Origin of the sequence: Chryseobacterium piperi (assembly GCF_002285635.2) — a bacterium.
In the GTDB taxonomy this organism is placed as follows: Bacteria; Bacteroidota; Bacteroidia; order Flavobacteriales; family Weeksellaceae; genus Chryseobacterium; species Chryseobacterium piperi.
The window spans coordinates 1,903,730-1,917,306 of the sequence record NZ_CP023049.2 but is presented as its reverse complement, the minus strand read 5'-3'; the positions used below and the strand labels follow the sequence as shown (position 1 = coordinate 1,917,306).

At 35.7% G+C, this 13,577-nt stretch carries 13 protein-coding genes and 1 tRNA gene; 5 read left to right on the top strand and 9 right to left on the bottom strand.

The genetic code is table 11. The features are described 5' to 3' along the window. Positions 1–6: 6 nt before the first annotated feature. Positions 7–88 (bottom strand) — tRNA-Leu (locus tag CJF12_RS08325). Between the two features lie 69 nt (positions 89–157). Then, entirely contained in the window at positions 158–925 is a 768-nt protein-coding gene (locus CJF12_RS08320; protein WP_034683462.1) for an MBL fold metallo-hydrolase, read from the bottom strand. Positions 926–978: 53 nt separating this feature from the next. Here CJF12_RS08320 and CJF12_RS08315 point away from each other — a divergent pair, with 53 nt between their 5' ends. Both CJF12_RS08315 and CJF12_RS08310 read left to right on the top strand, forming a co-directional pair. Further along, positions 979–2,406, top strand: a complete 1,428-nt coding sequence (locus CJF12_RS08315) for a hypothetical protein (protein ID WP_034683463.1) — start codon at positions 979–981, stop codon at positions 2,404–2,406. Positions 2,407–2,418: 12 nt separating this feature from the next. Next, a complete protein-coding gene (locus CJF12_RS08310; protein ID WP_034683465.1) occupies positions 2,419–2,868 on the top strand; it encodes a GAF domain-containing protein in 450 nt (149 codons plus the stop codon). Positions 2,869–3,003: 135 nt separating this feature from the next. Here the strand turns inward: CJF12_RS08310 and CJF12_RS08305 are convergent, their stop codons facing one another. From CJF12_RS08305 to CJF12_RS08295, 5 genes are all read right to left on the bottom strand, one after another. Continuing rightward, the gene (locus CJF12_RS08305) at positions 3,004–3,735 is read right to left on the bottom strand and encodes an ABC transporter substrate-binding protein (protein WP_034683468.1); all 732 of its coding nucleotides are present in this window, start codon (positions 3,733–3,735) and stop codon (positions 3,004–3,006) included. Between the two features lie 19 nt (positions 3,736–3,754). Continuing rightward, positions 3,755–5,077, bottom strand: a complete 1,323-nt coding sequence (gene mgtE / locus CJF12_RS08300) for a magnesium transporter (protein WP_034683470.1) — start codon at positions 5,075–5,077, stop codon at positions 3,755–3,757. Positions 5,078–5,285: 208 nt separating this feature from the next. Continuing rightward, entirely contained in the window at positions 5,286–5,447 is a 162-nt protein-coding gene (locus CJF12_RS19885) for a bacteriocin-like protein (protein ID WP_157759846.1), read from the bottom strand. Between the two features lie 30 nt (positions 5,448–5,477). Then, entirely contained in the window at positions 5,478–5,621 is a 144-nt protein-coding gene (locus CJF12_RS20540; protein WP_449384836.1) for a bacteriocin-like protein, read from the bottom strand. A 391-nt stretch (positions 5,622–6,012) separates the two neighbouring features. After that, positions 6,013–6,570: a hypothetical protein gene (locus CJF12_RS08295; RefSeq protein WP_034683473.1), complete on the bottom strand. Its 558-nt coding sequence runs from the start codon at positions 6,568–6,570 to the stop codon at positions 6,013–6,015. Between the two features lie 174 nt (positions 6,571–6,744). Here CJF12_RS08295 and rpsO point away from each other — a divergent pair, with 174 nt between their 5' ends. Continuing rightward, positions 6,745–7,014, top strand: a complete 270-nt coding sequence (rpsO, locus tag CJF12_RS08290) for a 30S ribosomal protein S15 (protein WP_034683474.1) — start codon at positions 6,745–6,747, stop codon at positions 7,012–7,014. 299 nt (positions 7,015–7,313) lie between these two features. Here rpsO and CJF12_RS08285 read toward each other — a convergent pair whose 3' ends face one another. Beyond that, positions 7,314–8,738 carry a sugar MFS transporter gene (locus CJF12_RS08285; RefSeq protein ID WP_034683476.1) on the bottom strand — a complete coding sequence of 475 codons (1,425 nt, stop codon included), beginning with the start codon at positions 8,736–8,738 and terminating at the stop codon, positions 7,314–7,316. 493 nt (positions 8,739–9,231) lie between these two features. Between CJF12_RS08285 and CJF12_RS08280 the strand changes: the two genes are divergently transcribed. Further along, entirely contained in the window at positions 9,232–11,451 is a 2,220-nt protein-coding gene (locus CJF12_RS08280) for a polyribonucleotide nucleotidyltransferase (RefSeq protein WP_034683478.1), read from the top strand. A gap of 131 nt (positions 11,452–11,582) precedes the next feature. Here CJF12_RS08280 and CJF12_RS08275 read toward each other — a convergent pair whose 3' ends face one another. Beyond that, complete coding sequence (locus CJF12_RS08275) at positions 11,583–12,965, bottom strand: RtcB family protein (RefSeq protein WP_034683480.1); 1,383 nt, start codon at positions 12,963–12,965, stop codon at positions 11,583–11,585. A gap of 187 nt (positions 12,966–13,152) precedes the next feature. Here CJF12_RS08275 and CJF12_RS08270 point away from each other — a divergent pair, with 187 nt between their 5' ends. After that, on the top strand, positions 13,153–13,485 hold the full coding sequence (locus CJF12_RS08270) for a HopJ type III effector protein (RefSeq protein WP_034683482.1): 333 nt from the start codon (positions 13,153–13,155) through the stop codon (positions 13,483–13,485). Positions 13,486–13,577: the final 92 nt, after the last annotated feature.

Genomic DNA, 13,577 nt, shown 5'->3' with positions numbered 1-13,577 from the left:
GTCTTGTACCCAGTGCCGGAATCGAACCGGCACATCTTTCGATACTAGAGTTTGAGTCTAGCGCGTCTACCAATTCCGCCAACTGGGCTTGCTTTAAATTGGTGTGCAAATATAGAAACTTTTTCTGAAAGTTTAAAAACTTTTTTTGAACTTTTATTTAAAAATTTATTTCCAAACCATCGTAGGCAAGGTGCATTCCTGGTGGAAGTAATTTATCTTCAACATCATGCAATCCAAAATGATGGCTGATATGGGTTAAAAATAATTGTTTAGGTTTTAGTTCTTCCTGAAGTTTAATAACATCCGGAAGAATAAAATGGGCCGGATGAGGGTCGAACTTTCTGATGGCATTAAGGATGAGGACATCCAGATCCTTTAATTTTTCTTTTTCTTTTTCAGGAATAAAACTAGCATCTGTGATATAGGCCAGTTTTTTAAACTTATAACCAAAGATCATAATCTGGTGGTGCATTACTTCGATTGGAGTAATTTCTGTATCCAAAACATGAAAAGGAACATTTTCAATTTCATGCAGGTCAAAAGCGGGAGCACCCGGGTACCTTACATTGGCAAAAGCATAAGGAAAACGTTTTTTAATCTCGTTTCCTACTCTTTGATTGGAGTAGAGCGGTACATTTTTTCCGGTTTTAAAAATAAGCGGGCGCATGTCATCGAGACCAATAATATGGTCGTTATGTTCATGAGTGATAAGGGCTATATCTACTGTATTCTCGTGATTGACCAGCATTTGCTGCCTGAAGTCAGGGCCACAGTCAATCAGTATTTTTTTATTTTCTTCCGTGGTAATCATTACAGAAGATCGTAAGCGGTTGTCTTTTGGATTATCCGAAGTACAGACCTCACATGTACAGCCAATAACGGGTACACCCTGGGAAGTACCAGTTCCTAAAAATTTCAACTTCATTTGTTTTGAGGTTGGTATTATTTTGGTAAATTTACAAAAAATTTAATGTCCTAATGTATCAGAAACTAACTCCTAAACAAAAAGCATTAACAATTAATCTAGATCCTACTATTTATGGTACTTTCGCAGAAATTGGAGCAGGGCAGGAGACTGTTCGGCATTTTTTTAGAGCAGGAGGGGCTTCCGGTACAATTGCCAAAGCAATGTCTGCTTATGACAAAGATTTTAGTGATGCGATCTATGGAAAAGAGGTGAAAAACAGATATGTTACTCAAAACAGACTTCGTAAGATGCTCCGTTATGAGGTAGCGTTGATTGAAGAAAGAATTTCCAGAGAGAATAATCCTAACAGAAAGTTTTTTTCGTATGCCAATACAGTAACGACGATTAATTTCGACAAAACGCTTAAAGGCCATGGCTGGGTAGGAATCCGTTTTCAGGTTAAAGAAAATGAAGATTACAACGAAATTGTAATTCATGTAAAATTCAAAGAAAACGATGCTACATTACAGCAGGAAACATTGGGTAACCTGGGGGTAAACCTTATTTTTGGCGCTTTTACTTACTACGACAATCCGAGAACATTAATAGAATCCTTATACGATGATGTAGCTACTGATAATCTTGAAATCGATATGATTGATTTCAGTGGTCCTGCATTTGCTTATGTGGATAACCGATTGATGTCTCTGCAATTGGTTAAAAATAATATGACTGATGCGGTGATTTTCAATTCGGAAGGAAACAATATGCTGCCGGCTGATATTTTATATAAGAAAAATATTTTTGCAGTACGGGGAAGCTTCAGACCGGTAACTAAAGTAAATATTGACATGCTTCAAAATGGTATTGATATGTTTATGAAGGATGCAGCTTGTACTCAGGATGAAACTGAAATTCTGATAGAGATTACTATTTCAAATCTTAGAGCGGACGGTGATATTGATGAAAGGGATTTTATGGATAGAGTTGATATCCTGGGTAAATTAGGGTATACCGTAATTGTATCTAACTTCTCAGAATATTATCGATTGATCGATTATTTTGCTTCATATACTTCAGGGAATATTGGGGTAGCCATGGGAGTAAATAATCTTTTAATGGTATTCGATGAAAAGTATTATAAAAACCTGTCAGGTGGAATTCTTGAAGCGTTTGGAAAATTCTTCCGTAACGGAATGAGAGTTTATCTTTATCCTTACAAGGATCCTGAAAACCATGAATTGTTAGATTCATCAAATCTTAAAGTGGAAGAAAATTTAAAAGAACTTTATAAGTATTTTAAGCTGAACAATCGTATTGTGGATATTAAAAACTACAATCCTGAGTTCTTGGAAATTTACTCCAGAGAGATCTTAAGAAAAATAGCATGCAGCATCAAAGGTTGGGAAACACAGGTTCCGGAAGGTGTTGCAGAAATGATCAAAGAACGCGGAATGTTTGGATATAAAGAAGAGCTTTCGCTAAAACAATTCTCTTAAAACAATAATATAATGTCAGAATTAAAGAAAAGGCTTTCTTCTATTCTTGAAAGCCCGAAACATAATACAGAAGAAAAGCTTCAAAAAGTTTGTCATTTGTTGGATCAGGAAATTTCTTATTTCAACTGGACAGGTTTCTATTTTAAGAATGGAGATAAAGAAGAACTTATTTTAGGCCCTTACGTAGGTGCTGAAACAGATCATACCATCATCCCTTTTGGGAAAGGAATTTGTGGTCAGGTTGCTGTTTCTAACGAAACTTTTGTAGTGCCTGACGTTAAACAGGAAAGCAACTATTTAAGCTGCTCAATTGATACCAAAGCGGAAATTGTAGTTCCCATTATTAAGAATGGCGAAAATGTTGGTCAGATCGATATCGATTCCCACCAGATAGATCCGTTTACGGCTGAAGATCGGGAGTTATTGGAATGGCTTTGTAATGAAGTTTCCAAGATTTTGTAATCATCTGAAATCTAAAAAATATAACTCCGGTATTCAAACCGGAGTTTTTTATTTTTCGGAAGCTCAATGCTTGTAACCTGATGGGTCGGATAAATACTTTTAATAGAAATCTGCGAGAGAAAAGGGACCTAAAAATCAAAGAGAATCTATCTCACTTACTAATTCTTTAAAGTAGTTTTCGCACTTTGCAATATGGCTTCCATACCATGAAAACGCTTCACCGTCTACAATCATAATTTTCTTATCAGGATAATGCTCTTTTAACTCAGCAATATGTTTTTCTTTAAATGGAAAAGGCTCTGAAGATAGCATAATAAGATCTGTATCAGCAAGATCTTCAATATTCACTTCAGGATAGCGGGTCTTGTCTTTAAAACTGTTTTCAAATCCTATTTCTGCTAAAATATGATGGATAAATGTATCTGAACCGACTGTCATATAAGGATTTTTCCAGATAAGGTAAGCTGCTTTTACTTTGGATTTTATTTTAGCCTGATGTAAAACTTCGTAAATTTTTAGATTATAGGCCTGTGCTTTTTCCTCTTGATGAAATATATTCCCTAAGTTTTTCATTAAATAGTAGTTGTCTTCAATAGTCTCGACATGAGTTACTACTACTTTGAAATCTTCCATCAGGGCTTCTACCTGTTCTTTGATATTCTCCTCTTTGTTCGCAAGGATTAAATCAGGTTGTAAACTTTTGATTTTATCAATATTCAGATTTTTTGTCCCACCGATAATGGGAATGTTCTTGACTTTTTCTTTGGGATGAATGCAAAATTTTGTTCTTCCAATAATTTCATTCTCAGTTAAACCCAAATCAAATAGTGCCTCCGTAATAGAGGGTACCAGAGAAATAACTTTCATTGTTAGACTTTGTCTAAAATTACAAAAGTTTACCGGTTAAGAAAAGTCCGGCTACGGAAAAATAAATAATTAATCCCGTCACGTCTACCAAGGTAGCAACAAAAGGTGCGGATGATGTAGCAGGATCGAGTTTAAAGCTTTTTAGAATAAACGGAACCATAGATCCGGAAAGAGTTCCCCAAAGAACGATCAATACCAAGGAAACGGCAACACTTAAGCCTACAAATACCCAATGAGCACCATAACTGAAAAAGCCGGCTTCATGCCATATCATGATTCTTAAGAAACCGATGATTCCCAAAATGCCACCGAGGAATAAGCCTGTGAAAATTTCTTTTTTCATCACATACCACCAGTCTTTTAGTCCGATTTCCTGAAGTGCCATAGCTCTGATAATAAGGGTAGCAGCCTGTGAACCTGAATTTCCACCACTGGAAATGATAAGAGGAACAAATAAGGCCAGTACAACAGCTTTTTGAATTTCATCTTCGAAATATCCCATAGCTGATGCCGTAAGCATTTCGGAAAAGAATAATATAATAAGCCACATTCCTCTCTTTTTTACCATTTCGATAAAAGAAGTTTGTGTGTAGGGAAGGTCTAGGGCTTCAAGACCCCCGAACTTCTGAATGTCTTCTGTGTTTTGTTGTTCAATCTGGTCTAAGATATCATCAATAGTTACAATCCCTACCAGAACCCCGGATTCTGTGATGATGGGAAGTGCAGTCCTGTCATATTTTTCAAAATAAGTAACCGCGTCTTCTTTTGAGGTCATGGTAGTAATAGCCACAAAATGATTATCTGTAAGATCGGATACTAGTGTATCCTCTTCAGCCAATAATAAACTACCCAGGGCTAAGTCATCAATTAAACGATTTCTTTCATCTACAACATAGAGGTGGTTCATAGTTTCAACCCTTTTTCCCACCTTTTTGATCTGCTGTAAACACTTTTTTACAGTCCATTCCTTACGGATCTGGATATAATAAGGTGTCATCAGACGCGCAATGGAGTCAGAATGATACCCTAAAAGTTTTAAGGCAATCCTTCTTTCCTGTGGATTAAGATGATTGATAGAGTATTTGATAAGCTCATCCGGAAAGTCTTCAAAAAGGGCAGTTCTGTCATCCGGAGTCATTGCATTCAGGATCTCAGAGACCTCGTCGCTTCCAATGCTTCTGATCGTTTCCTCCTGAAAATCAGGATCAAGATGAGAGAATACTTCGGCTTTATACTCTTTCGGAACTTTTAAAAACGCCAAAAGCCTCTCATCAGCAGGGAGTCCACTAAGAGTTTCGGCAATATCGGCAGGATTAAAGATAAGTTCGTCAGTATAGTTCAAAGCATAAGATTTTTGGATATGCAAAAATAATTCAAATTTTTAAAATTGACCAATGATGGAGCAAAATTAAGGATTAATTAAAGTTTTACACCTCTCCTGAGTGTTAATTAACATATGTATAATCATAAAAAAACATCCGTAGAAACGGATGTCTTAATTAAACTTTTAAATATTACAGTAATCCTGATTTTTTATATACTACACATGATTATTCAAGAGGTTCGCACTCCTGAACTGGAGAAGGGAGGCACATTCCTCCGGTACAACACTCTCCATATCCGCATTGCGATGAATTTCTGCATTTTGTAATAGGACCGGCTCCGTCAATTGATTTTTGTTGTTGTCTGTTAAGCTTTTTAAGATTTTTCATAGTATTCTGCTTTTGAAAAAATTGAGAGTACTAATTTTCCATACATGCATAAACTACACATACATTATTACAACACCATCCTCCAAAACACTGTGAATTATTAGTACATCTTCTGATGCCACTTCCTTTGATTTCTTTTTGCTCTTTTCGATTAAGCTTTTTTAAGTTTTTCATAGTATAAAGTATTTAGTTTTAATGAATTACTAAAATAATAAAAAATATTCATATTATTCACATATAAAGAGAGTTATTTTTAATAACCTGCTGTTTTTGTGATAGGTAAGGGTGATAAGGATAAAAAACACCCACAAAATTGTGGGTGTAATAATGAATTTAAAAAATGAAGAGAATTTATTTGGTATGATTTAAACTTTCGATATCAAGGTGTTTTTCAAATATTTTTAAAACTTATTTTTTTTATTGTTTTACTAAATTAATAAAAATACTTGAAATATTAACAATGTATTATTGATATTTTTATTAAATATTGATGTTATTTTTGTTTTTAGTGTTTGTTTGGAAAAATTGTATTGTGTGTTCGCCTTTAAAAGAACATATTATTTAATTAGAAACCTGCTTCTGAAGAGGGTTTTATCTTTCTTAATTTTTTTAAAATACCTTTTATGGCGCCGTTGGTACCGATTTTTATAAAATTTTCAGCAGATCCCAGAAGGCGCATGTTTTTACGATAGGTATCGTAGTCAGTTTCTGTAATGAGGCTTCCTGAGGCATCAAAGAGTTTCATACTTACAATAACCTGGTTGGAGAAAACATATTTTCCGATTCCTACTTTGAAGTATTTTACCTTTGGAACAATAGCGAAGTCAGCTTCATTATTGATGCAGTAATCAACTATAGTCTGAGCGTCTACACTATCAAATGGAATCTGGATTTCTGCCCGGAGCATTTTATTTTTTTTATAACCGCTTAAGTTGTCTGAAACGGCACTGAAAAATGCATGATTGGTAGGTTCTTTAATTTCCTCAATGTCAGGTTCTACCTCAGGATTGAAGTATAATATCTTTTTTATTTTATCCTCTGAAGCACCTTTCTGTGCTTTTACCGATGTGATACCGATTAATAAAAAAGTGGAAATCGTTGTAAAGAGTAAAATTTTTCTCATCTGTAATTCGTTTGCAAAATTACTGTCTTTTAATGGGATGACATAAAATTTATTAAGAAATTTTTAACATTTTTTTCTATCAATTTTGATTTATGAAATCAATAATGTTTTGCTGACTTAAAAAATAGTTGTACTTTTGCACCCGTTACATAATAATCATTAAACAATATTGGAATGTACTTAACAACAGAAAAAAAGCAGGAAATTTTCTCAAAACACGGGAAATCTGCACAGGACACAGGAAGTGCTGAAGGACAAGTTGCACTTTTTACTTACAGAATTAACCACCTTTCTGCTCATTTAAAGAGCAATCACAAAGATTACGCAACTGAAAGATCTTTGGTGAAATTGGTAGGTAAAAGAAAAAGTTTACTAGATTACCTTAAAAATAAAGATATCGCAAGATACAGAGCAATTATTGCTGAACTAGGTTTAAGAAAATAATCTACAAAGATTTTCAAATAAAAGCAACTTCGAAAGAGGTTGCTTTTTTGTTTTAGATACTACATACCGGAATTATTAAAAGAGATTCTATTCTTTATCGGAAAGAATCTAAATAACTTTACTTATGAATCTTTCATTATTCCGTTGACATCCGATTTCTGAGTTGTTTTCAATATTGATTGTCATTGAAAGAGCATAATAATATAAAAAGTAAACCGGTTTCATCTGAATTGACACTGTATGTATAGAGTATGCAGATGAAGCCGGAGTTTTATATAAAGTTATATGGTTAATTAACTTTAGTGCCCTGATTTGGATTCGGTATTTTCTACGTGTCCCAAATACTTTGTACAGTAGGCACCGAAAATAAGAATCACCAGATAGCAGAATACTGGAATGATAAAGGAATGCTGAACACCCAATTGATCCGCAAGATATCCCTGGAAAATAGGAACAATTGCACCTCCTAAAATGGCCATTACTACTAATGAAGATCCCTGACTGGTATATTTTCCTAAACCTGAGATTGCCAGCGTATAAATATTGGAGAACATAATGGAGTTGAAAATTCCGATTCCCAAAATGCTGTACATAGCTAATTCTCCATGGTTGACCATTGCTGAAATGAGAAGCGCAACATTAATGGCTGCAAAAATTGATAGTGTTCTGGCAGGAGCTGCCTTGCCAATGAAGAAGGCAATAAAATTCAGAACAATAAATACAAGGAAAAAGCTAATCTGTGAAAAAGTAAGGTTAACAATACTAAAGATAACCAGGAAAACAATACTTGCCGCTCCCAGCATATAAATAGCCTTTTTACCCTGGCTGATAGATTGGTTCAGAGATATGGCTCCCAGAAAACGTCCGATCATAGCACCACCCCAATATAAAGAAAGATAATTTTTACTGATGATTTCGTTAAAGCCCATTATCTGTGGCTGCTCCAGAAAGCTGATAATAAAACTACCTACAGCAACTTCTCCACCTACATAACAGAACATGGCGAAAACACCAAATTTTAAATGACTGAATTGTAAGGCTCCCCAACCTTTTACGATTTCTTCCTCTTCAGTCTGGAAAGAAGGAAGTTTTACTCTGGAGATCAATAGAGCTACCAATAAAAGGATTCCGGCAAAAATCAGATAAGGAATTCTTGTTGCTACTGCACTGAATGATCCGTCCGGAGCCGAGAAAAACTCAAAGATCAGGTGCCCTCCTAATACAGGAGCGATTGTAGTTCCAAAAGCATTAAAAGCCTGAGTCATGTTCAGACGGCTCGATGCAGATTCCTCACTCCCTAATAATGAAACATAAGCATTGGCTGTAATTTGTAAGACCGTGAAGCCTAATCCTAAAATAAACAACGCTCCGAGAAATAATGGGTAATAAGAAAAAGTGGCAGCCGGATAAAACAAAATGCAACCCAGGGCAGCCAGGAAAATTCCAAATATAATTCCTTTTTTATATCCTACTTTATTGATTGGGTCTCCTTTGGTAATGGAAATGAAAAAATAAATTAATGAACCGATAAAATAAGCTCCGAAAAAGCAGAACTGTACCAGCATGGATTCGAAGAAAGTAAGGCTGAAAAGCTGTTTCAGGTAAGGGATTAGAATATCATTCATACAGGTGATAAACCCCCACATAAAAAACAACAGGGTAATGGTGATCAACGGAACCGTATAATTCCTGTTTTGCGACTTTACTTCTTTATTGCTAATCATAAATATTTATTTAAAGGAAAGAGATGATCATGCACTCTTTCAATAGATTATAAGATTTGAAGCTCTCAGTTCTTTTGTGAGATATACAATCATACTTTTAAAAAGCAGGGCAAATATAGGGGAACAACTTTTTTTTCTGCAACTTTTTTAGGTGTTTTTACATTAATTTTCTCAGTAAGCATAATTATTATCTCTTTTTGAGATAAAAAATAAGTGGAAAATTTTCTCCAAAAGAAGAAATGGTTAAAATGGGTATTAAGTTGAGTCTCATCACCATAAAGAAAAAGCTTGTGGATGGCATCCGTTATTAAACCTCGTTCCGGATCATGATATTGTAATAGATTAAGTGATTGCTAGATAGTTGTTTAATGAGTCTCTCTCTTTTCTTTTTTATAATGGCAGTTACCAAGAAAATAGTTTATCTTTGCAAACAAATTTTAGACGAATTTATATCAATCACACTCAATACGGAGTGTTTAAACAAAAATTATTTATGAGTATACCTCAAGCGTTTACAGAAACGATTACTCTTGCAGACGGCAGAGAAATCACAATTGAAACAGGTAAATTAGCAAAACAGGCTGATGGTTCTGTAGTAGTAAAAATGGGTGGAACTATGCTTTTAGCGACAGTTGTAGCCAATAAAGAAGCTAACCCTGGTGTAGATTTCTTGCCATTAACAGTAGATTACAGAGAGAAATTTTATGCAGGAGGAAAGATTCCTGGAAATTTCTTCCGTAGAGAGGCAAGACCTTCTGATCAGGAAATTTTAACCATGCGTTTGGTGGACAGAGTTCTTCGTCCGCTTTTCCCTGAAGATTTTCACGCTGAAGTTCAGGTAATGATTTCCCTTATTTCTTATGATGGGCAATCTATTCCTGATGACTTGGCAGGTTTAGCTGCTTCCGCTGCGATCGCTATTACTGATATTCCTTTTAACGGACCAATGTCGGAAGTAAGAGTAGTAAGATTTGATGGAAAACTTGCTATTAATCCAAGCTACGAAGATCTTAAAAACTCTGAACTTGATATCATGGTTGGAGCTACTAAAGATTCAATCGTAATGGTAGAGGGAGAGATGAAGGAGATTTCTGAGCAGGAAATGTTAGAAGCAATCATCTTCGGACATGCTGAAATTAAAAAACAAATTGAAGCTCAGGAAAGATTAGCTGAAAAAGTAGGTAAATCTTTACCAAAGAGAGAATATAGCCACGAAAATCACGATGAAGCCATCCGTGAAAAGGTATGGAAAGAGACTTATGATAAAGTATACGAAGTGGCAAGAACTCCATCTGGTAAAGAGGAGAGAGGAGAAAAATTCAAAGCAGTTCGTGAAGAGTTTTTAGCTCAGTATGTTGATGATGCTGAAGAACTGGAAAGAGTAACTCCTTTCGTAAAAGTATATTATCATGATGTAGAGAAAGAAGCAATGCGTCAAATGATCTTAGAAGACAATATCCGTTTGGATGGTCGTGATCCTAAAACGATCCGTCCTATCTGGTCAGAAATTGACTACCTTCCGGGAGCTCATGGATCAGCAGTATTTACAAGAGGTGAGACTCAATCATTAACAGCTGTTACTTTAGGATCTGTAAAGGATGCTAACATGGTAGACAGTGTTATGGCTAACTACGACGAGAAATTCTTCTTACATTATAACTTCCCTCCATTCTCTACTGGTGAAGCAAGACCTCTAAGAGGAACTTCAAGAAGAGAAGTAGGACACGGAAACTTAGCTCAAAGAGCTTTACAGGCTGTAATTCCTGAAGAAAACCCATATACAATCAGAATTGTTTCCGATATTTTAGAATCTAACGGTTCTTCTTCTATGGCAACGGTTTGTGCAGGAACATTAGCATTAATGGACGCAGGGGTACAGATTACAAAACCTGTTTCAGGTATTGCAATGGGTCTTATTACAGATACAAAATCTGGAAAATTCACAGTACTTTCTGATATCTTAGGCGACGAAGATCACCTGGGAGATATGGACTTTAAAGTAACAGGAACTGCAGATGGTATTACTGCTTGTCAGATGGATATCAAAATTCAGGGACTTTCTATGGATATTATGGAGCAGGCATTAATGCAGGCTAAAGACGGAAGATTACATATCCTTAATAAAATTACAGAAACGATTTCCCAGCCAAGAGCTGATGTGAAGCCTCATGCACCGAAAATGGTGGTTATGGAGATTGCAAAAGACTTTATTGGTGCTGTGATCGGACCTGGTGGAAAAATTATTCAGCAGTTACAAAAAGATACAGATACGGTTATTGCTATCGAAGAGGTAGGAGAAATCGGACGTATCGAGATTGCAGGAACAGACAGAGAGAAAATCAATGCTGCTGTTGCTAAGATCAACGAAATTACTTTTGTACCTGTAATAGGAGAAGTTTACAAAGGTAAAGTTGTAAAAGTAATGGATTTCGGAGCTTTCGTAGCAATTGCGAAGGGTACTGAAGGTCTTCTTCATATTTCAGAAATCGAATGGTCACGTTTAGATAAGGTTCCTTATGCAGAAGGTGATGAAGTAGAAGTGAAATTTATGGGTTATGATGACCGTAAAAAAATGAAGCTATCTCGTAAAGTTTTGTTGCCAAGACCTCCAAGACCGGAGCAAAAGCCAAGACAGGAACAGCAGGCAAGACCTGAAGGTGATAAACCTGCAGGAGAAGTTAAGGAAAATCAAAATCCTTCAACCGAAGCTTAAGATATAAATAATAATTATATATAAAACCCCTCTATCTGATAGAGGGGTTTTGATTTATGTGTGTTGACACTTGGTGATTTTATGAACTGATCAAATTTGCTTAATCTGCGAGAGAAAAAATATAATAAGCCTTATGCCTTTCTAAATTTCTTCTTTTTTTTCCATGGCGCATTTTTCTGAACATCACCTGCCATAATACATCCATAAGGCATTACTTCATCCAATACTTCACACAATCCATATTCTTCAATCTGAGCTCTTACATTTTTTGCACTTTTATAAGCAGTAGGTAGTTCAGAAATATCAATTTCATTCGAGAAGAACCTGATGTCTAATCCTTCGGTTTCGTCAGCAAAAATTTCTTCAACGGTTTTATGGGCCAGTGATCTTTTATGTTGGCTTCTGCTGAAGTTTCTTCCTGCTCCATGCGGAGCAAAACCTAAGTTTCTTTCATTCGTCTTTCCCTGAACGATTAAAACTGGTTCAGCCATGTTTAACGGAATCAATCTTGGTCCCGTGATATCCGGCATAAATTTATCATCCAATGGAGTAGCGCCCTTGGCATGGTAAAACAGATCTCCATCCTTGAAGACAAAGTTATGTTCATTCCAATATCGGTTTTCTTTTTCTATTTCCATTTTACTTAATATAGCATCATGGATAGAAGTATGGTTTTCTTTGGTCCATGTTCTTATTAGCTGAAGGGCTTCCCAATAGGATTTTCCTTCTTCCGTATCGTAAGGAATCCATGCATTTTCTTTCAATGTTTCAGGGGAAAGGTCCTGTCTGAATCGGTTAGCCACTTTCATTCCTTTATCATATAAGGCAGCGCCCGGAGCTCTTGACCCATGATGAGTTACCAGCATTGTATTTCCTGTATTTTTAGAAATTCCGACAAACAGGAAATGGTTTCCATCACCCTGAGTTCCCATATGGGAGCGTGCAATACTGATCAGTCTTTCATCATTAAGGAAGTAGTTTTCCCTAAACGCATCCATCAGCTCCTGAGACATGGGCATTTGTTCACCTCTTGGTCTTCCTCCGTATCCAAAGTGAGTGATGGAATGAGCTGTATCCAATACTTCTTTGGGATCAGCCTTTCCAAAATCAGTTAACATCACAGAGCAGCAGATGTCTGCACTATGGAACCCCGGATGGATAGCATTTTTTGCTACAACCACTCCGCCGACAGGAATTTGTCCTTCCGGTCCGGTAGGACAGGCGTCCGGCATTATAGCTCCATCAATTAGTGTAGGGGTTTTCATTAAAACTTTCATGGTATTAATAACCTTTTCTATATTATCTGTTTCACTTTCATGCTCAGCACGGATGTTGATGATGAAATCTTTAGGAACTTCATGCAGTGGGATTGGATCCGGCTGTCTGAACTGTTCCAGATACTCTCTGATTTGATTCTCATCCAGTGTATTATTGTTAATATATTCAATTGCTTCCTTAAACCATTGGGCAGGTCTGAATCCTAATTCTATTAGGTGATTACCATTAAATTCCATATGTTCTCTTATTTTGTTGATGCAAAGTAATGACCTAAGTGTGCAATCTTTTTGCGTAGATGAATTTTTTTTAATTATTTTTACAGAAGTAAAATTGTTAAATCGTAAAACCGTTAAACTGTTGAAAAGTTGCACGACAAATTTGCGATTTAGCAATTTTAGAATTCAGCCTTAAAAAAATAAATACATGTTACTAGACCAATTAAAAAGCTCACCCGAAACAATTCAATTCAAAGAAGTTATTACCTATATTGATGAACATTATGACTTTACTCCGACAAAATTTAAAAATGGAAATACAGTGAATGAAGCTGATCAGAATAACGGATCCTGTAAAGTATTCAGTTTTGCACAATTAAATAATTTGTCAAAAGAAGAGGTGTTAAGTCTGTTCGGAGAATTTTACAGAGAAGATGTTCTTAAGAACCCTGAAGGTACTGATCATCAGAATATCAGGAATTTTATAGAATTTGGATGGGATGGAATTGTTTTTGAAGGGGAGGCGTTAAGAAAGAAATAGTCTTAGTTAATCGCAACGACACGTTTTTATGTGGTTAAACCGTTTTCAAGTTGTAAGGAAAACAAAGGTTTTCAATAATTTGACCGGATGTA